This is a genomic window from Bacillus sp. BC05(2025) (genome assembly GCF_056725905.1).
Map to the genome: position 1 here is coordinate 617,971 of NZ_JBWYRA010000001.1, position 20,056 is coordinate 638,026.

At 32.3% G+C, this 20,056-nt stretch carries 16 protein-coding genes and 2 pseudogenes; 6 read left to right on the forward strand and 12 right to left on the reverse strand.

The features are described from left to right. Positions 1-338: 338 nt before the first annotated feature. Positions 339-1,565 carry a phospholipase D-like domain-containing protein gene (locus ACZ76X_RS03305; protein ID WP_479849523.1) on the reverse strand — a complete coding sequence of 409 codons (1,227 nt, stop codon included), beginning with the start codon at positions 1,563-1,565 and terminating at the stop codon, positions 339-341. Positions 1,566-1,776: 211 nt separating this feature from the next. On the opposite strand from ACZ76X_RS03305, the gene ACZ76X_RS03310 reads away from it, so the two are divergent. Next, positions 1,777-1,977, forward strand: coding sequence for a DUF1657 domain-containing protein (locus ACZ76X_RS03310; RefSeq protein WP_000218931.1), 201 nt, complete (start codon positions 1,777-1,779; stop codon positions 1,975-1,977). A 428-nt stretch (positions 1,978-2,405) separates the two neighbouring features. On the opposite strand, the gene menA is transcribed toward ACZ76X_RS03310, so the two are convergent. The 6 genes from menA to ACZ76X_RS03340 form a co-directional block, all read right to left on the reverse strand. Continuing rightward, positions 2,406-3,317 carry a 1,4-dihydroxy-2-naphthoate polyprenyltransferase gene (gene menA / locus ACZ76X_RS03315; RefSeq protein WP_046959892.1) on the reverse strand — a complete coding sequence of 304 codons (912 nt, stop codon included), beginning with the start codon at positions 3,315-3,317 and terminating at the stop codon, positions 2,406-2,408. Between the two features lie 437 nt (positions 3,318-3,754). Further along, on the reverse strand, positions 3,755-4,141 hold the full coding sequence (locus tag ACZ76X_RS03320) for a hypothetical protein (RefSeq protein ID WP_000135755.1): 387 nt from the start codon (positions 4,139-4,141) through the stop codon (positions 3,755-3,757). A 441-nt stretch (positions 4,142-4,582) separates the two neighbouring features. Then, a complete protein-coding gene (locus ACZ76X_RS03325; RefSeq protein ID WP_479849524.1) occupies positions 4,583-4,966 on the reverse strand; it encodes a hypothetical protein in 384 nt (127 codons plus the stop codon). Between the two features lie 187 nt (positions 4,967-5,153). Then, the gene (locus ACZ76X_RS03330) at positions 5,154-5,726 is read right to left on the reverse strand and encodes a histidine phosphatase family protein (protein WP_479849525.1); all 573 of its coding nucleotides are present in this window, start codon (positions 5,724-5,726) and stop codon (positions 5,154-5,156) included. A gap of 219 nt (positions 5,727-5,945) precedes the next feature. After that, positions 5,946-7,100, reverse strand: coding sequence for a 1-deoxy-D-xylulose-5-phosphate reductoisomerase (locus ACZ76X_RS03335; RefSeq protein ID WP_479849526.1), 1,155 nt, complete (start codon positions 7,098-7,100; stop codon positions 5,946-5,948). Between the two features lie 92 nt (positions 7,101-7,192). Further along, complete coding sequence (locus tag ACZ76X_RS03340) at positions 7,193-8,446, reverse strand: MDR family MFS transporter (RefSeq protein WP_479849527.1); 1,254 nt, start codon at positions 8,444-8,446, stop codon at positions 7,193-7,195. Positions 8,447-8,548: 102 nt separating this feature from the next. Between ACZ76X_RS03340 and ACZ76X_RS03345 the strand changes: the two genes are divergently transcribed. After that, a complete protein-coding gene (locus ACZ76X_RS03345; protein ID WP_479849528.1) occupies positions 8,549-10,195 on the forward strand; it encodes an ABC transporter substrate-binding protein in 1,647 nt (548 codons plus the stop codon). A gap of 376 nt (positions 10,196-10,571) precedes the next feature. Here the strand turns inward: ACZ76X_RS03345 and ACZ76X_RS03350 are convergent. Both ACZ76X_RS03350 and ACZ76X_RS03355 read right to left on the reverse strand, forming a co-directional pair. After that, positions 10,572-10,697 (reverse strand): annotated as a pseudogene (locus ACZ76X_RS03350) (alpha/beta hydrolase); the annotation flags it as partial. 319 nt (positions 10,698-11,016) lie between these two features. Further along, on the reverse strand, positions 11,017-12,012 hold the full coding sequence (locus ACZ76X_RS03355; protein WP_479849529.1) for a CgeB family protein: 996 nt from the start codon (positions 12,010-12,012) through the stop codon (positions 11,017-11,019). Positions 12,013-12,357: 345 nt separating this feature from the next. Here ACZ76X_RS03355 and ACZ76X_RS03360 point away from each other — a divergent pair, with 345 nt between their 5' ends. From ACZ76X_RS03360 to ACZ76X_RS03375, 4 genes are read left to right on the forward strand one after another with little or no spacing between them, the layout of a single operon-like run. Next, positions 12,358-13,113, forward strand: coding sequence for an ABC transporter ATP-binding protein (locus tag ACZ76X_RS03360; protein WP_479849530.1), 756 nt, complete (start codon positions 12,358-12,360; stop codon positions 13,111-13,113). 23 nt (positions 13,114-13,136) lie between these two features. Next, entirely contained in the window at positions 13,137-15,113 is a 1,977-nt protein-coding gene (locus tag ACZ76X_RS03365) for an FtsX-like permease family protein (RefSeq protein ID WP_479849531.1), read from the forward strand. A 58-nt stretch (positions 15,114-15,171) separates the two neighbouring features. After that, the gene (locus ACZ76X_RS03370; protein ID WP_479849532.1) at positions 15,172-16,761 is read left to right on the forward strand and encodes an ATP-binding protein; all 1,590 of its coding nucleotides are present in this window, start codon (positions 15,172-15,174) and stop codon (positions 16,759-16,761) included. Beyond that, a complete protein-coding gene (locus ACZ76X_RS03375) occupies positions 16,739-17,344 on the forward strand; it encodes a response regulator transcription factor (protein WP_479849862.1) in 606 nt (201 codons plus the stop codon). Before ACZ76X_RS03370 ends, ACZ76X_RS03375 begins: the two co-directional genes overlap by 23 nt. Before the next feature lie 95 nt (positions 17,345-17,439). Here ACZ76X_RS03375 and ACZ76X_RS03380 read toward each other — a convergent pair. From ACZ76X_RS03380 to ACZ76X_RS03390, 3 genes and pseudogenes are all read right to left on the reverse strand, one after another. Beyond that, a pseudogene (locus ACZ76X_RS03380) lies at positions 17,440-18,039 on the reverse strand (DJ-1/PfpI family protein). Positions 18,040-18,093: 54 nt separating this feature from the next. Continuing rightward, the gene (locus ACZ76X_RS03385; protein WP_479849533.1) at positions 18,094-19,077 is read right to left on the reverse strand and encodes a phosphotransferase; all 984 of its coding nucleotides are present in this window, start codon (positions 19,075-19,077) and stop codon (positions 18,094-18,096) included. A 56-nt stretch (positions 19,078-19,133) separates the two neighbouring features. Beyond that, entirely contained in the window at positions 19,134-19,964 is an 831-nt protein-coding gene (locus tag ACZ76X_RS03390) for a GNAT family N-acetyltransferase (protein WP_479849534.1), read from the reverse strand. Between the last annotated feature and the right edge of the window lie 92 nt (positions 19,965-20,056).

Genomic DNA, 20,056 nt, shown 5'->3' on the forward strand with positions numbered 1-20,056 from the left:
TTTTTTAACTTAAAACCAGGGGTACTGCCCCATTTCCATCAAGATAAAGTTTTATAACACCCCCAAAACGAAATTTTTAGGTTTTATTGTGAAAAAGCCTATTTATCGTTTTGGGGGTGACCTGTTTTCTTAGGTTGATGGCGATAGGGTACCGCCATCAACCTAAGATTACCCAAAGATCTAACCATACCATTGCTTCTCCACGAAGAGATCGTGGAATACATCAATCACAGCCTTTTCTATCGAACTTGTAGCAACTGCCCAGCTGATTCCATGGAAAATATGTAAAATCACTAAGCATATAGCCCCTGTTATCCAAGTATAAAAATACATTGTCTTTACAAATAATACTCAAACATTTTTGCAACCTTTTCTTTTATTTTTTCTTTTATAGATAATTGGTTGACGTCAGAGGATGTTACTTGCTTTGAATTTTGTAAGTCTGCATTAATCACTGGTTTTATTCTCGAAATATAGATAGGGTCATGAATATAACAGTTCATTTCTTCATTTAAATGAAACGAGCGTGAATCAAAATTCACGGTCCCAACCATCAATACTTTTTCATCAATCAAAAATACTTTACCGTGTAACACCCCATTTTTGTAACCATATACTTCCATCCCCTGTTTTAATGCTTTTCGGATATATGGATATGCTGCTTCTTTAACTAATAGTGCATCCGAATGAGGTGAGAATAGAATTTTGACACGGACTCCCCTCTTTCTTGCATCTACTAATGCGTTCCAAATAGTTCTGTCTTTTGGTATAAAATAAGGTGTTAATATAATAATGGATTCTTTTGCTTGTTGAAACAGCATTTTATAATCTTGCCCAAGTTTTTCTCCACTATAATATGCAGTAAATCGTTGCGAGATTGCTCCCTTTTCCTTTACCGCATTGTGTATCGGAATCGGTTTCTCTGAGTTTCTCTTCCAGTCTAATACAAATTGTTGTTCTAAATCTTGAACTCCTTCTCCTCGTATTTGAAGATGATAATCTCTCCAATAACCAAGTTTTTCTTTTTCCCCCAAATACTTCTTTCCAATGTTGAATCCACCAATGTAACCAACCTTTCCATCAATAACTGAAATACGACGATGATTCCGATGATCCAAAGAAGAAAAAAGATAAGGGAAAGCGGGTTTATTGTAATATGTAAAATGAACTCCTTTTTTAACTAATAATTCTCTTTCCTTTTTCTTTAGTAAAATTCCACCTAACCTGTCCAAAGCATAGTATACTTCTACACCTTCTTGACTTTTTTTCCGCAATAACTCTAGAAACTGATGGCTTATTTTATCATCAGCAATAGAAAAAAAGTTAACATGCACGTAATGCTTTGCTTTCTCTATATCTGAGAATAGTTGATTGTTTAACTGTTTCCCATCTGTATACAAAGTAATATCACTTTGACGCATAGGGTATTGACTAGAATTTTGGCTAAATACCCCATTTTTTTCGGCTATCGTTCTGTCAATTTCACCCCAAACAAACAGAACTAAACATCCACCGATAAATAAAAAGAGGAACACTCGGAAAATTCTCCTTATCTTTTTCAGCACATTTAATCTCCTTTATATATTATCGTTTTATTTCTGCTAGTTTTTGTTATTAGGACAAAACTATTCCATGCATCTATTAGCTAAAAAAATCCTTCTTTGAATGATTAACTATAAAATTTCTCATTCGCATAACCCTAAAATTGGAAGTCGTACGATGATAACAAAATAGGCATTCTATATTTTGAAATACATTTACAAGGAGGAATACTACATGACAGTAAGCACTAAACTGAAACAAACTATCGCTGGATTAAAGAGTGCTCAAGCATGCCTAGAAGGATTTGTTCTTGATACTGATAACAAGCAAGCAAAACAATTATATAAAGGTGCAGCACAACAAGCTCAAGAAATTATTGAATCTTTAAATCCTCGTCTTCAACAAATTGAACATGAAGAGCCTCAATACAAGTAATAACATAATACCTTTCACATAGAATATCGTCCCCATGGACGAGTGCCCAGCTTAAATAACTATTATCATAATGCTAATTATGATTAAAGGGTCTCACCATATTGCCATCAATTTAAGAATTCAAAATTACCCCAAAACGAAAAGATGAGTTCAACTCTCATAGACACCTATGAGAAGATGAAATTTTCGTTTTTGGGGCACTTCAAAATGTTAGCTTGATTGGCATAGGGGTACCGCCACATACCCATCAAGCTAAAGATGTATATTCCATGCACTTCCGTTCTTGATGCTCACATGCTTGATATTTTTATTTGTTTTTAAAGTTTGCTTTTGATTAAAAGGGAAATACACGCTATAAAAATAAAACCCCAATTTCTCTATATTAAAATTGAGAAATTCGGGTTTAGTCACGTAATAATATTTTTTATTTAAAACAAGTAACTGATTAATAATCCTGCCGATAATAAAAAGCCAAAAATCGTATTTGTCATCGCTGTTGATTTCATTGCGATGCGCATATACCCGGGATCCTTTGCACCTTTTTGGAAACTTTGAATGGCAGAGATTGGCTTTCTCAAACCTAAGAACATAACTAATGCCCAAGGGCTTATATAACCCATCAATACAATTACTGCGATCCATAAATAAGCAATGAAAAAGGCTACAGCTAATGTTACTATTGCTTTTTCTCTTCCAAGGAGGATTACTAATGTCTTTCTTCCACCTTTAATATCTTCTTCGATATCTCGGATGTTATTCGACATGTTGATTGCACCGACTAAAATTCCAATCGGAATAGAAATCAATACACTTTCAGTCGTTATCGTATTCGTTTGAATAAAGAAAGCAATAAGTACAAAGCATGTCCCCATCAACAATCCAGATACTAATTCTCCAAATGGAGTGTACGCAATTGGTAATGGACCACCCGTATATAAATAGCCAACCGCCATTCCAATTAAACCAATAACGACTAACCACCAGCTACTATTCATACAAATATAAAATCCAATAATTGCTGCTACTACATACAATAAAAGTGCAACTGTTAACACATTTTTTGGTTTCAATCCGTGACGGACAATTCCCCCACCGATACCAACAGAATCAGCGGTATCTAATCCACGTTTAAAATCATAGTACTCATTAAATAAGTTCGTCGCGATTTGCAATGCTAAACATGCAACCATCATCGCAATAAATAAAAGCCAATCAATTTCGGCAACATAAAGTGATGCCACTGTCCCTAAAATTACAGGAGAAAACGTCGCCGTTAATGTATGCGGGCGCGTCATCTTCCATATTAATTTAGCGGAACTAATTTCTTTTTCTGTTCCCATAACTTTGTTCAAACTCCCTACTTTAAGTATAAATTACTAGCAGTTTCTTTCTATCTGTTTTCTGCCATGCATCCATTATAGCAAAAAAAGAATTGGCGATAGAACTTTAATGCTCTTGCTTGCACGATAACTTTGCATCAAAATATCGTTTTTTCTAATATGGGGTACAGTTGCATGCCCATCAACTTAAGAATTTCATAATACCCCCAAAACAAAAAAATTGTACATTTTCACCTGAATATGCTAATTTTCTCGTTTTGGGGTATTTGCTTTTCTTAGGTTGCTCGACTTGGACTAGCAATTGTACCTGCCGAACCGCCAAAAACTGCTAATAATTAAAAAAACTTTTTACATAACAATTTAACTCCTCGTAGTTTTCTACTAAGGGTTAAATTGTTCAAAGGGTATTCCATTTGAGGTTTAATCAAATTATGTTCTCAAATGAAATTTTGAGGTACACATTCACGAACACCGGAATTTTTCAATGAGTTAAATAAAGCTGCACTGATTCTTAATAGGACGTTGTTATCAGTTCCATCTTCTAAATCATAGATTACAAAGTATGCATTATCGACTGTAAAAATACATTTTCGTTCTAATTTAAATCCAGGTGGTACAGTTGGAAATTCATCACTTGGTACAATTACAGGTGTATCACCTTCATCTCTGATAAGATTGAAAGTTTGCTCGTCAATTTCGTAGATATTAACTGGATCAATTTCTACACCTTTATCTGGAATTGTAATTTCATCTTCAACTAATAAGAAAAAACGTTGGTTTCGAAAATTGAAAAGAGATCTTGCTCCAATTTCAAATGATGCCACTTTATATTCACCTCCTTTGCAACTTTTTTATCAATTTAAAGTTACCTTCATATGGTATGTCAGATTAATAGATTTGGTTACGGCTTGTACTACGCAAATTACTAAATTAAGAGTTTTATCATATATGAATTATTGATAACTCCCGCTAACGAGAATTATGTAAATGAACTGTCCAAACGGATGGCTTATTTTATTTTTGCTTAGCTTGATTTTTTCCCAAATGCTAGCGATACCCCATGCCCATCAACTTAAGAAATTGGTAGTTCCCCATTTTCGTTTTGAGGACACTTCAAAATATTAGCTTGAGGGCATGGGACTGAACCCCTAATGCTTTATTTTAATAATAATTCTTTTCATAAAATAAAACCCAGTTATCAGCCTAAACCATTTTTTAGATCTAACAATAACAAGTGTGCTTCTTTACCTTTCAGATAGTCTCTATTATTCTAATTTCTTCATTTCTTTCAGCCATGCTATCTCCTTTTCTGAAGCGTTTTCTATTTTATACAGTTCATAGCTACCCTGTATCTCATCTATCACTACAAATTCAACTTCATTTCGAACATAGCTTTTAGTTTTTCCCTTTTTATAACCAATAACATTATCTAATATAGTTTTTCCACTATCTTTTTTATATAAATTATAGCTAACAGGTGGACGTCCAATTACATACTTATTATCTGAAAATCCGACTATATCATCCCTTCCTAATCCTGTCGAAACACTCCAGACAAAAATAATCTGAAATATAGAATAAACAACAATACCGCACATGAAAAGAAATAGGATTGATTTAAAAAATAGCTTTAAAGATATCCTGTTCAAAAACATTCCCTCCCATTTCACCTCGGGATAGCAAGAACAAAACGTGAATTTTGTACGCTAAGAAACCGAATTTTTTAGATTGTTGAAATCAGTCCCCCGTCAGTGCCATAAGAAAAAGAGTTACCGCAGTAACCCTATTGCTTATAATACACATCACTAGGAAAAGCTATGGATGAATAAAGTCAATCTATGAAATTTCCCACAATCTTTTAACCTCCACCAATTCCTGTCCATTGAATTCCATTCTATATATATCTGGCTTTGATGTCTGTAGTAAAAAATTCAAATCATACTTACTGTCATAATACCCCATCATCAACGTCATAATAGCTCCATGAGTGCCTACTACTACTTTTTGTCCTCGATAGGTGTTTAATAATTCTTTTAAGACTTTTATAGCATGTTTCTGACAGTCGACATTAGACTCTCCTCCCGTTAAAGCAAAGTCGGGATCTAAAAATGACTTTTCTATCAAAGGAAATAATTCTTTATCCGACATTCGTTCCTCTTCAGCAATAAAAATTCTCTCTTTTAAGTCTTCAAATACTAAAACTTCTTGTCCTATTTGCTTCGCTAACTGCTGAACAGTTAGAATTGAACGATTGTATGGACTCGAGATAACAACGTCGATTCCCTCACCTTGTAATATATCTGTTATTCGTTGAACATCTAATTTTCCTTTTTCGGTTAATCCTCTTGTTGCTTCTTTTCCAAACTTTGGTGAATCTCCGTGTCTAACCATATATATGAAAGTTTTCATAATTACCTCCAATTTTTTTTAGGTTTCTTTATTCCGTATATAGCTTATATTAATTAAAAAGGACTTTCCCAATGAGCATAACTAATAATTACTATAAATCCTTCTGCATGCGATATCTTAAACACATTTCTTTACAATTCCGTGAATGTAAATGTATGAAAACAAAAGAACACATAAAATGGAGAGCTAAAAAAGACGAGTTCTGTTCTAGCTCGTATTTCATTTTCTAATTAATAATTCGTTTGCATATTCACGAGCCCAACGATCGGCGTCTAATACTGTTTTCAAATCTGGATTTGCAATGCTATGATGAGCTGCAAGAGTAGAATAAATTGTTTTTTCAATATCAAAAAATGAAATTTTATTTTGTAAATATAGCGAATTTGCAATTTCATTTGCTGCATTTAAGACAGCTGGTGTTGTACCACCAATTTTTCCTGATTCATACGCATAATGTAAGCAAGGGAATTTTTTGAAATTTGGTTTTTCAAAGTGTAGGCTAGCTATCTCTAGTAGGTTTAATTTTTTATAGTTTGATTGTAATCTAGTTGGATAATGGAATGCATATTGAATTGGCATTCTCATGTCAGGGGCACCGAGCTGTGCCATGATGGATCCGTCTATAAATTCAACTAAAGAATGAATAACACTTTCTTTATGAATTAAAACATCAATTTTCTCATACGGGATATCAAATAACCAACGTGCTTCCATAACTTCAAAGCCTTTGTTCATTAATGTAGCTGAATCAATGGTTAGTTTTGCTCCCATTAACCAGTTGGGATGCTTTAAGGCATCTTTAGCTTGTAAGATTTCCATTTCCTCACGTGTTTTATCTCGAAATGCACCGCCTGAAGCAGTAACAATAAGCCTCTCAATTTCTTGAGTATTTTCCCCATTTAAACATTGAAAAATGGCAGAGTGCTCACTATCTACTGGAATTAAGCGGCAGCCGTTTCGTTTCGCTAAATCTGTCACAATATGCCCTGCTGCAACTAATGTTTCTTTGTTCGCAATTGCTATATCTTTTTTCGCTTTTAATGCTTCAATTGTTGGAAGGAGACCAGAGACACCGACAACTGAAGATAATACAAGATTAGAATCAGGGTAAGTTGCAACTTCAATTAATCCATCTGTTCCATATGTGACTTTTGTGTCCGTAGAAATTCGCTTCCGAAGTGCATCTGCTAAATCTTTTGTACTTACGCTTACAATCTGAGGGTGAAATGTATGTATTTGTTGTTCGAGAAGGTCAATATTGTGATTTGCTGTTAAACCAATAATTTTAAAATGTTCCGGATGAGAAGTGACTACATCTAATGCAGACGTACCAATTGAGCCAGTTGAACCAAGAATCGAAATATATTTTACCATGATAATTCCTCCAAAGTTGTATAATCCCTCTTTACACACTTATCCTACGATCCTATAGAAAGAATAGTGTATATTTCATTTTAGGTATTATATTATATTGAAATTTTATTCAATCTTTCCTGTGATTGACTACTAGTTCTAACAAACAGACCGTTATATAGGAAAAATGCACCTATTATTACAATCATACCAATATAAACAGACATCATCGTAGGAATTAAGAATGCACCGACGATAATAGTCATTCTTGCAATTAGGTCCGCCCCAATATCTGATAGACCCGCAAAGGCTGAATATGATCCTCTCTTGTCAGCTGGAATCATATTAGCTTGTTCTGCATTTCTGATTGGTGAGTAAACAAGTTCACCAACAGTAGCAATAAAGTTAAAAATAATTAGTATGTACCAAGTGTTTGAAGATGTTACTGCCACATAGCCTATCCCATAGAGCACAAGACCTAAAAGTAACGCCTTTTTCCCACTTATATGATCTGTAAATTTATTTATAATAAATGTTAAACATACTACTAAAAGCATATTTTGTATGTTAAGAATACTTAGCATCCTCACTCCTACTATTTCAAAGTTCCCAATGTTTATTGGATTGAATGTTTCTGAAAGTCGTACACCAATATAACTGTTTAAAGAAAACTCTGCCGCAAATATGCAAGTAGACCCTATTACGACTCTTAAAAATGCTCTATCTTGAATAGCAATTTTATAATTTTGAATTAGATCAAGTACTATATTTTCCTGCCTTTTTTCTAAGCACTCTTTAACTTCTGTAACTAACCAAATTTTATAAGCAATCGGTACTGTAGCAGAAACACAAGTCAGTAGTATAAACAACTCTTGTTGATGATTAATGTATAAAAAACCACCTAATGCTGCACCAATTGCCATAGAAAGATTCATAAGCCAATAGTCAATTGTATAGACAGCCTTTCGATTTTCCGGTGTAGTTGAGTCTATGATGATAGCCTGCATGGATGGACGCCCAAGACTGCTAGTTATTATAAAACCTACATAAGCGATTGCAAATAACCAAATCATCTTATCTGTCGGATATAAGCTTACAGTCATGAATAAAAACATCAAAGTACTAGAAAAAGAAGTTAACAATAAGATTTTCTTTCGTTGAAATCGATCTGAAATGTAACCTCCAATTAAATTTGAAAAAAAACTTAACATAACCGTTAAGATTAAAAATAAACCAGCCCATACTTTATTTATTTCTTGAGCAAAAAACAATGCCATAAAAGGCATTACTGCTGATGTAACAGCACGATTAAAAAATGATGTAATTAAGCGTACTTTTATATTTTGTTCAAATTCTTTCCAATTCATCGTATCTCCTCCCCTTGTCTAATGTTATATTAAACTAGACTTATCAAATTAAAAATGGACACCTTCAGAAAAACATGTCCACTTATAAAAGGAGATAGGAAAATGGATAAAACTTTACTGAATCTATGGCAATCATTTTCTTCTGGAAATATAAAAATACAAGACCTAGCAGATTTTTTAAATTTAAGTACAAAGCAAACCGTACGTTACTTACATAAATGGATGGATGAAGGTTGGCTAACTTTCATTCCTGGAAAAGGTAGAGGAAACCCCTCCTCTCTCCAATGGTTGAAAAATGTAGAACAAATCTATGAGTCACAAGTAATGAAAATTATGGACCAACAGCCTGTTGAAAAAAGTAGTAAATATTTACTATATAATTGGTCTCCAAACAGTAAACTACGCTTAATGACTAAGTTTCATTCAAAATTTGGCTATATACATAATTCAGATGACAAATTAATTATTCCTAGAAGGAAGCCCCTTTTAACAACACATCCGCTCGAGGCTGCCGATGTACATAGTGCACATATTGTTGCGAATGTTTTTAATCGACTTGTTTATATGGATGAAAAGGGGAACATATTCCCTGAAATAGCTCACAGTTGGGATTTAACTCCATCTACGCTTAGACTATATTTAAAAAAGTCTATAAAATTTCATGATGGCTCCATCTTAACAGCGTCTGATGTGAAATTATGTCTCTCAAAATTACGCAGTCATACATACTATAAAGACTTATGGGCACCCATAGAAAAAATAGAAGTTGTATCACCACTAATTATTGATATCCATTACCCAAAGGGGTGTAGTTATTGTTTACAAATGTTATGTATGATAAATACAAGTATTTATAAAGAAAATAACGGTCAAATCATAGGAAACGGTGGTTTTTATATAGGAGAGAATAGCCTGGAGAAAACATCATTGATAGCATTTCATGATTATTTTCAAGAAAGACCTTTGCTAGATACAGTAGAATTCATTCAAGTCCCTCTGGAATTTGATACTATTTATCAATCTTCCAAACATCATAAATGTAATTCTACTTTTCAAGTAGAAAGGAATTCCGGTTTTGGCGTTATAATTATGAATGCTTGGCGCGATTCTTCCATTCAGCACATAGATGTTCGTAATTACTTACATTCTATTATCGCTAACAATATAAATCATATTCATGAATATGATTCTCAAAAAATCCCAAATATTAAAAGCTGTTTAAAAGACATAGATCACCAAATCAATATCCCAAAAAGAAAACGTCCTGAATTTAAAGAACCACTTATTATAAAAGCTACTCAGTATACAGAAGCAACCACAAAATGGTTAATGAATATCTTAGAAAAAGAAAATATACCTTTTCAAGTTAAATGGGTTCCATTTGAAAACTATCTTAGGGATGAAAAACTTAATGAACAAGTCGACCTTTTTATTCATGGTGAAGTATTCGAGATGAATCAAGAGATATCATTTTATTATTTTTTAACAGCTAGATATTCACCATTGGCTAAAGTTTTAAAAACAAATAAATCACTAAGAAACCAACTATCTAAATACAAACATACACATTTTGAAGAGTGGCCTTTATTAAATAAGAATCTTGAAAAAGAACTGATAGAATCCTCTATTATGATTCCCTTATACTATGAAACACGTCAAATTCCTTTTTCATCAGATTTAACGAATATTAAGATGAAATATTTTGGCTATGTTGATTTTTCTCAACTTTGGATAAGACCTTTAATTTAAAATTCACAAGAAACCTAATCCAATAGAAGCAGGCGATTTTTGTTTACATAATCTTGGTTACTTCAATTTAGGAGACTTACAAACTATTCATGATAACGGGGCTACTACATCTCGCGGTTGAAGCTGAATACACACATTTATATCAAGAACCCTGAGCCAGTTTTGAGCATTAGGCTTACTTTTCTCCAAAAACTTTCCTGGACTTATAGCTAGCTTTATTATCTTTATTTACAAGGAACTGGTTATGACAACTACATTCAATTTTTCAAAAGAAAATCCGTTGCTCAAATGCGAACAACGGACCTTCTTTATTTGAACCAATGTAAAACATCCTCGGCAATCTCTTCTGGCCTATCCCAATGCATTAGGTGCCCTGTATCTGTATAAAACTTAATTTTGTACTTCCTAAACCATGAAAACAAATGATTTGAGGTTTACTTTTATCTCCCCATTCACAAACACTCGCTTCACATTCGCCAAATTCTACAAAAAAGTGATTCATTTTTACTCTCCTCTAATTATTAGATATAAATTAGTTTGCATGCAAAATTGTTTTTTCAGAATAAATAAATTCTATAAAGTGAAACTTTAATCAGTGGGGGTTTTCTTCATCCCCCACTGATTATTAGCCCTCACCAATCGGACTTTTATGGGCAGTTGATCCCCCACTTAACTTCTTTGCTTTCGCTCCATTTTGAGGTGGGGACTTACTGCCCATTAAAGTGGGATAAATTTATTCAAATCCCTTTTTCGCAAATAATTTTTATAGAATACGATAGTTAGAAAGCACGAAACGCTGATCATTTAAGTTAATGGTTAGACTACATCTTCACACCTATGAAATGAATATAGTTTAATAGTTGCACTATACGTTTATCATATGTGTGATTTCTCAAAGTTCTATCCAGTCCATTTTTTGCTATTTGTTTTCTTTCTTGTACATGTTCCAAATAATACTCCGCTTTTTGTATAAACTCCCGTGCACTATTAAAAGTTTCTATTTCAACACCGGGTATGTAATGTTTTGCTACATCCGGACGTATATCCGTTAATTGAAAAGAACCTACGGCATTAATTTCAAACGTCCTATTATTTACTGAATAGGCTTGGATATTTGCAGCATTACAATTCAATTCCTGATCATTTGATGCACGGTGTAAATTTATATTGATTTTAGTCGATACGTAAAATTGTAACGCATCCTCATACTTCGCAAGTGGCAGGAGTTGTATTTTATCCTTTAATCTCTCATAATTTTTTAATTTCTCCCAACCAAACCCCACAATTTTTGTGTTTTTTTCTGCCAAATATTCTGAAATGGAATCAACAAAGGTAAGTCTATTTTCAAATGCTGTACCTATAAAACTAAGATCATACATATATGTATCTTCTTTCTGAGAAGGTTTAAACACATTTTGATTTGCTGCTAACGGAAGATGAAACACATTCTTACATCCTAATCCTCTATAAAACTTGATACAATTTAAATCTTGCGTAAATATGTAATCATAGTGCGGCACAAGATGTTGTGTTACATCCGTATAATACGGATCATCTGTCAGCCAAAGCCCAGTAGTAAAACCCGCACTCTTTAGTACTGGCATGACACTAATAATTCCCTCGTTTAAACCACCGAGTACCAAAATAAAATCCGGTTTCATTTTTAATGCGGTTTTTATCGCTCGTTCTGGGTTCACCATAATTGTATTACTGTTTACCTTTTGTAAACTATGCAAAATTGCTTCTTCGATCATTGGGTAATAAAAAGGAATGCCTGATTGAATAAATAAAATTTTCTTAGACGTATTGTCTTTCATGTCATCTCCCCTATTTCTACATAATCAAAGTGCACGAAAATTAGAAGTCTTTATTCATTTTATGACATCTTACTTTACATGTATAAGCAACGTATATGTCCATTATGTTGAACTTCCCTCATTTCACAGGCTAACGTCCATACTTCTTTTAGGCATATCCCTATCATGATATATCTATAATTTTTTATTACTTATACAACTTCAAAAAAGAAAACACAAAGTTATTTTTCTCCTTTTATTATCAGTTACACCATTTCGTAATACAAAATTGCGCTTTTTACTCATGCTTCTATATATATCAAAAGATACACTTCATATATAAATAGATGAAAAGGAGTAAATAAAATGAATGCATTAGTATCTGCAAGGAATGTAACAAAGATTTATAACAAAAACCAATTACCTGGACTTAATAAAGTGTCATTTGATATTAAAGCGGGAGAATTTGTAGGTATCATGGGGGCCTCTGGATCTGGAAAAACAACTTTATTAAATATTTTATCCACTATTGACACACCTACAGATGGCGATGTTTTTATAAACGGGTTCAACATCCAAACACTTAACAATAATAAATCTGCTGATTTTAGGAAAGATTATTTAGGTTTTATTTTTCAGGAGTATTTTTTACTTAATAGCTTAACAGTAAAGGAAAATATTGCGGTTCCCCTTACTCTGTTAAAAAAATCACCAAAGGAAATTGAATCAACAATAGAAAGTTTAGCACGGCGCTTTGGAATATTTGAACAATTAGGCAAGTATCCTAGTCAACTGTCGGGTGGACAAAAACAAAGAGTTGCAGCTGCAAGAGCCCTTGCGAAGCAGCCTAGTATTTTATTTGCAGATGAGCCAACAGGCGCATTAGATTCAAATTCTGCAACAGAACTACTTCAAAAATTAAAAGAAGTAAACGAGGAGCTTCAAACTACAATTTTAATGGTAACTCATGATGCCTATGCAGCTAGTTTTTCTAGTAGAATTTTAATATTCAAAGACGGGAACATTATAAAAGAATTAAAGAGAAATAAACAAAATCGAAAAGAATTTTTTGAAGAAATATTAAAAGAAATCTCTAAAATTGATGAACATCGATATAACTAGAAATATGAAAGGAAGATTGAACTGTGGGATTATTTACAATCGCAAAAAAGAATTTAAAGAATAACTTCTCCTTCTATTCATTCTATTTTATTTCAGTAGCTTTTGTACTGATGGTATTTTTCTCCTTTATCTCTTTTTCCATGAACGACATTGTTATGGAAAAGATTTCGTCTGACGGTAGAGTAGAAACAATGTCAAAAACGGTGGCGATCTTTGTTATGGCATTTGTACTATTCTATATGTCATACTCTAATACATTTTTCATGAAAAAAAGAATGAACGAACTCGGCATTTACTCCCTTTTAGGATATAGAAAATCAACGATGCTAACACTGTTAACTTTTGAAAATATTATCATTTGCTTTGCTGCCCTATTTGTAGGAATTATTTTTGGTGCTATTTCTCATAAAGGAATTGTAGGAGCGATAATTAAAATATTAAAATTACAAATAGATACTTCTAAAGTACCATTTATTAACCTTGATGCAGTACTATTCACCTTTATTTTTATCTTTGCTGTTCTTTTCGTTTTATCTTTATCAAATTGGATTATCCTTCGAAAAAGTTCCTTACTAACTTTAGTACGTATGGAACAAAAGGAAGAAAATAAAGTGAAAATTAATACAGCTTTTTCACTACTAGGATTATTTTTAATTTTAATTGGCTATTTCTTAGCTCTCGATATTACACGAGGCGTGCAATCCTTGTGGAAAACAATTGGCTTTTCACCAATCGCTCTCTTAACAATGTTCAGTGTAATATTAGGGACAATCTTCTTTATTCATTCATTTTTACCATATGCGATTCAAAAGCTAAAGAAAAATAAAATATGGTTTTATAAAGAATCCAATATTATCGTCACCCCAAACTTTATATTTAAAATTCGTTCAAAAGCAAAAACTTTAATTTTGTTAACCTTATTAACCGCTGGAACTTTAGCTATTTTCAGTTCTACTTTACTGACACTATACTATCCGGTTGCCGCTACAGAACGTATCGTACCTTCAGCTATTGAATTTCCATTAGAAAATAAAGAAGTAGCCAATAAAGCACTACAAACTGTACAAAACACTGTCGGTAAAGAAAGTATAAACTATACTGAAACAACCATTATTAACGTGAAATCTAATTCTGGGAGTTTACCAAAAGAATATAGTATAAAAAAGGAGCACGGATTTGATCTTATCTCTGAGTCTAATTACAGAGAGTTAATACATGTTCAAGATAAAAATGTAGAATTTAATCATTTAGCTAAAGATGAAAGCATCCTAGTAAAATATCGACCTGAAAAAGAAGACCTAGATAAAGGGAAAATATATACTTTAAACGTAACTCCCACAACTAATATAGACGTTAAAGTGAAAGACACTACATTACTTAATCCCATTGGGTTTGCAAATAGTGTGGGAACGCTTATTATCTCGGATCAACTGTATAAAGAAATAAACACTTTAGAGCTACCACAAAAAACGATAGTGAGTTTTAATGGAAAAGATATGAGGAATAATAAAGCTATTTATGAAAACTTAGCCCCACTATTTAAAAATAATATGTATTTTACAAGCAGTTATCAAAAAAATGATTATATTATTCAGCAAAATAGTTCAACGTTCTTGCTCATTAGTTTCGTTACTATCATTTTCTTTATTGCAACAGGTAGTATTCTCTATTTTCATAACCTTTCAAGCATGATGTCAAATGAAAATGAATTTATTATCTTAAATAGAATGGGCTATAACCAAAAGAAGATAAAAAGAATAATAAGTAAAGAGATTTTCACCTTATTTAGCATTCCTTACATAATAGGATTAGCACATAGCATTTTTGCATTAGTTGCCTATAAAACCGCGTTAATGGATGATTTATTAGGGAAAAGCAGTGCCTTTATATTACCTATTCTTTTTGCAGTAATTATTTTTACTGTTGTATATATCGTTTATTATTTGTTAACAAAAAGAGCATGTTATAAAATTATATTTAGCAATAAAAAAGAAAGCTGATGCTACATAAAAAACATCAGCTTTATCTGTATGTAATCTAACAAAGGTAAGTGAATTTATGAAAAAGTACTATGAACAAAAACAAGTTTTAATTTTAATTAATCAACTTTGTATGATTATTTTTTTGTGCTATGAATTTTCAATGAACGATATTATAGGAACAGCAAAATTACTCCCTTTACTGTTTATAACGATCATGTCCATTTATGGATCATATATTAGTTTTATCAATTTAAAAAACAATACTCTATTATCACAGTTTTCGAGTTTACTACTTTTTACTTCTTGGCAGTTTTTACTTACACTAAATGATGAACAGATTTTTTGTACATTCAGTACACTGCTTAGTGTCTTGATTCTATATAAGATCGTGCAATTTATACTCCTATTCTTTTTCCAAGATTCTATTTATAGTTATAAAAAAGAAAAGGATTGGATTTTACGATTTATATGTTTACTAACATTAGGCGCATACTTAATAAACGATAGAATATTCTCCGTTCTATTTTCATTTCAATGGCTTATTAGTGTTAGTTGCATTATTTTTCTGTTCCTGCAACATTACAAACGAATACAATTTGTTTGTAAAAGTGAAAAAAAGCATTTACTTAAATCTACTACAATTCTTATCGTTCCTTTTATCGTATATGTTACGTTATTTGGAAAGAATCCCGAATACGTAAATAATTTAGGATGGTACATAATAATTTTGTTCCCCCTATTTAGTATTCATGCAATAGCTTTTAAAAATCATATGTCTATGAAACAATATTTCCCCTTAAAAAAAGGCGCGATTATTTTTATGTTTTTATGCATTTTTATTTTTATGAGTGCACTTGGGGTACTATTTCAATTTCATATGATGACTTATTTCATTTTTATACATACAATTATATGGTTCGTTCAGCTTTATTTCACATTATTATTTCAAGACACAAAAAACACTATTTCAAATTTGAATACAAAAGAATTAAAAACTTTACCCGACAGTTCTTATATTCATAACTTAGTACAAATAGTGAAAGAAGAACAATTAAAAAGTGGATTTTCTAATTATTTACACGATGAAATACTACAAGACATATTAGCTGTTAAAAATATGATGAACAAATCTAACAAAAAAGAAATTCATGACATGATCGTAGCGACACTGGACAACTTAAGTCATACAATACGAATTGAAATGCAAGAGTATCATCCAACTCTATTAAAAACACTTACATTAAAAGAAAATTATCTTAATTTACTCAAAATGATACAAAAAAAATATGAAATGAAACATGTTAATATATCCTTTACGTGTAATGACGACTTGTTTTTAGTAGAACCCTATCAGCTTGTCGTATATCGAATTTTAAAAGAACTAGTAACGAATGCATTCAAACATTCAAATTGTTCACAGATAGATTTACATTTAACACAACAAAATGGTGAAATACAACTTATTGTGAAAGATGATGGTATAGGTTTAACAACTACCAACACAGACATTCTAAATGATCATAAAGGATTGAATTCAATTAAAGAACAGCTACTTTTATTAAATGGTGAAATGACCATTTCAAATAGTAATCCTTCTGGTTTATATATTACTATTTTTATTCCGATGAAAGGAGACGATTCCTATAAACATTTTATTAATAGATGATCACGCTTTGTTTGCAAAAAGCTTGGAAATAGCCTTAGAAGATTATCCTGAAATAGATGCCTTTCACTCATTACAAAATATCGAAAATTTCATTACAATTATTAATCAGTTTAAACCAGATATTATCTTACTAGATATTAATTTAAGCAATATCAGTAGTGAAGATGGTTTGGAAGTAGCGAAAATGATTTTGGATAGTAAATGTAATACAAAAATAGTTATATTAACAGGTTATGATTTACCTGTTTACCAGTATGAAGCTCAAAAACTAGGTGTGAGTGGTTTTATTAATAAAAATATTTTACCCGAAGTATTGGTACAAATATTAAATGACATTAATAACGGCGCACTTCATTTTCCAATCTCTACAGAAATAATTGAAGAATTAACTCATAGTGAAAAACAAATTTTACAATTACTATGTGATGGCTATAAGCGCAAAGAAATTGCTTCTATGCTATACGCTAGCGAACGTACAATCTCTAATCACATTCAACACGTATTTGATAAATTAAATGTTTCCTCTTCTTTAGAAGCCGTGACGAAAGGAATAAAATTAGGTTATATTCAGCCTAATTATTAAACATAGAAAATGAAGAGCCTGCTCATATGAGTTGGCTCTTTCTCCTTTACAATATTTAATACACTCTACAGCAGAAAACTATGATTACGGTCAAATCAATTCCAAACAACACCCCGCCGCTCGTATTCCATTCTATATTCAACAGCAGTTGCAATTTTTGGACTTGCGAACCTTTCCGTGATCCAAAGTCCTAAGTCAACTCCTGAAGTAACTCCTCTTGCAGTAATAACATTCCCTTGATCTACAATTCTATAAGGAAGAAACTCTGCTCCATATTCACTCATTTCACTCTGCGTCAAATGATGCATTGTCGCCTTTTTATCATTTTATATACCGGATGCAGCTAGTAACATACCTCCAGTACAAACTCCCGCAACAATCGTTCCTTCGTTGTGCATCTCTCTAATCATTTTAGTCAAAGTACCAAGCTCAGCTTCCTTTCGTGCCCCGTGCTCAGCTTTATGATTCCAGCCTCCACCAGGTACAATTAACAAATCTGGACGATTATCTATTCGCAAAAAATCATGTAGTTTCACCGTAACTCCAAATGAAGTAGTAACTTCTTGTTTCTGTACACTTGATACGAGTTCAACCGTAAATGGAGCCCCTTCTTCTATCGCTCTTTTCAATACTTCAAAAGGTGCAAAGGAGACCAGTTCTCCAAAACCATCAAACAATACAATTTGTATTTTCATTTTTTGAACACCTCATATACTTTCTTTTTCGCATCCAAATTAGAAGAATAAATGTTATCTACAAATTAACAATGACGACAGTCTTTCTCCTCTTCTTTTATAAATTCTCAAATGTTCTACTAATGCACTCTCTTCACCTATTAGGCTCAACGTCTTTTTAACAAAATTCCAATTCAAACTACCGGATAACCATAGTAACGAAGAAAGTCTTTCATAATCATTTGATGTTAAAATGTTACTATCTCCGTACCCTTCTAAAAATGCTCTAGCAACTTCCGAACATACTACATGTGACTCTATTCCTTCTGTCCGGGAATACCACTTTATTAAAAAAGCTAGCCCTTCCATACGATCAATATATCCAATCGATTCAAAATCTACAATTCCTTTTACACGTTGATTGGAGTTCCATATGACATTTAAAGGATTTAAATCAGTTTGTACAATAAACTCTAAATTACTCTTATGCGCGCATTCTATATGGTACTTAGCGAAATCTATATAACCTCTCAATTCCTTACTTGTACAACCCTTATTTTCTAATAGCTTAATAAACTCACCATATCCATCTAAATGAGATTTCTTTTGAAAAGTCGAGCTTTGAAACACACTAGAAATATCATGTATTTTTCTTGCTTCCTTTCCAAAGACTTCTGCCATCGTTTCTGTACAATGAGTAACATGTTCCCCTTCTATCCAAATAGACAATACAAACCGGTACTGTTCCTCATTCCAAGTGACACATGTAAAGGAACCCCCCGCCTTATTCTCCTTAATCTGCATAAATGGAATTCCATGCTCTCGTAAATAATACGTAAACCGCACTTGCTCTTTCAATTGTTCATTTGATAACGTCCCAAAGGCCGGATTGATTGTTCGATTGCTATTTATAAACCGTGCAGAATACCGATCTCCATTTACGATGATTTTATAGTGTAGATCTGTATGCCAGCTATTCTTATGTAGTTCTTCTTCCACTACTAATGTATGGATTTCTTTAAAATAATTTATTAATATGTCTTTTATTATTTGTTTCATCTTATTCTCCTTCCATGTAAAAACCCTCGATGATAGGTTTGTAACATACACTTCATTTACTCAAAAGGAAAATAATAGCCTACATAATTAAACACATTTGTAAAACTTACATTTTCTACAATGGCCACAGAAGGCTTATTTAATTCCATGCAGTCCCAATATGGAATGATATTATTCTCCAAACACTCTTTTACGAAACTATGAGCTATCGTTTGAGCTAATTTTCTCCCTTGGTGACCTTCTATCGTTTCAATATCTATACAGTGTATATTGTCAAAGACGAACCCCGAAAAACAAACACTTACAATCATGTTGTCAAAAACTATACAATAGCCTATTCCCTCGTTAAAAAATTCATCCGTTGAAGACCAAAACTCTAAAATTTTCGATTGTAAAAACTCAATATTTTTCAATGAATCTCTTTGATTCTCATAAAGAGTTTTACTCATTTTCAACACTATATACCCTTGTTCAATTTTAGGTTCATGATTCCCCACATAATCTTCTTCCTTTAGCGTATACACTCTTTGATTCCAACTCTTTAAATTACGTTGTTGAAATATCCTTTCGATTGTTTTATTCCACTTTGAATGATTACCGATTCCTTCAAAGCTAGTTAGTCCAACCTTTCTAGCCTCAGGTATTATTACATTATCAATAAAGCTATTCATTTCATTATTAAATTTTTCATTTTCAGCATCTCCAATAAAGAAGAAGCCATCGTTATTCCCTAACCAAATAAGTCCTGAATTAGGAGAATAGATGTTACCTACGAATATACGGCCAGGATTCACTCCTGCAATTACAGCCTTTACTTCTAATTGACCTTTTGCATTTACTAAACCGTTACATTTATAAAAATCATCCTTGTTTAATTCAGAAATCATATGTTCCGCCCCCCCCCTGAAACTGCCCTGTTCTAACTTTACCACCATGACAGAATATTCTCTATTCATTTTAATAATTGTTTTAAATCAAT

What these genes read in the sequence shown, in the direction of transcription:
- ACZ76X_RS03310 (WP_000218931.1), top strand. Translation starts at nt 1,777, where the DNA reads ATGACAGTAAGCACTAAACTGAAACAAACTATCGCTGGATTAAAGAGT.
- menA (WP_046959892.1), bottom strand. Translation starts at nt 3,317, where the DNA reads ATGGGAACAGAAAAAGAAATTAGTTCCGCTAAATTAATATGGAAGATG.
- ACZ76X_RS03330 (WP_479849525.1), bottom strand. Translation starts at nt 5,726, where the DNA reads ATGAAAACTTTCATATATATGGTTAGACACGGAGATTCACCAAAGTTT.
- ACZ76X_RS03335 (WP_479849526.1), bottom strand. Translation starts at nt 7,100, where the DNA reads ATGGTAAAATATATTTCGATTCTTGGTTCAACTGGCTCAATTGGTACG.
- ACZ76X_RS03340 (WP_479849527.1), bottom strand. Translation starts at nt 8,446, where the DNA reads ATGAATTGGAAAGAATTTGAACAAAATATAAAAGTACGCTTAATTACA.
- ACZ76X_RS03345 (WP_479849528.1), top strand. Translation starts at nt 8,549, where the DNA reads ATGGATAAAACTTTACTGAATCTATGGCAATCATTTTCTTCTGGAAAT.
- ACZ76X_RS03355 (WP_479849529.1), bottom strand. Translation starts at nt 12,012, where the DNA reads ATGAAAGACAATACGTCTAAGAAAATTTTATTTATTCAATCAGGCATT.
- ACZ76X_RS03360 (WP_479849530.1), top strand. Translation starts at nt 12,358, where the DNA reads ATGAATGCATTAGTATCTGCAAGGAATGTAACAAAGATTTATAACAAA.
- ACZ76X_RS03370 (WP_479849532.1), top strand. Translation starts at nt 15,172, where the DNA reads ATGAAAAAGTACTATGAACAAAAACAAGTTTTAATTTTAATTAATCAA.
- ACZ76X_RS03385 (WP_479849533.1), bottom strand. Translation starts at nt 19,077, where the DNA reads ATGAAACAAATAATAAAAGACATATTAATAAATTATTTTAAAGAAATC.
- ACZ76X_RS03390 (WP_479849534.1), bottom strand. Translation starts at nt 19,964, where the DNA reads ATGATTTCTGAATTAAACAAGGATGATTTTTATAAATGTAACGGTTTA.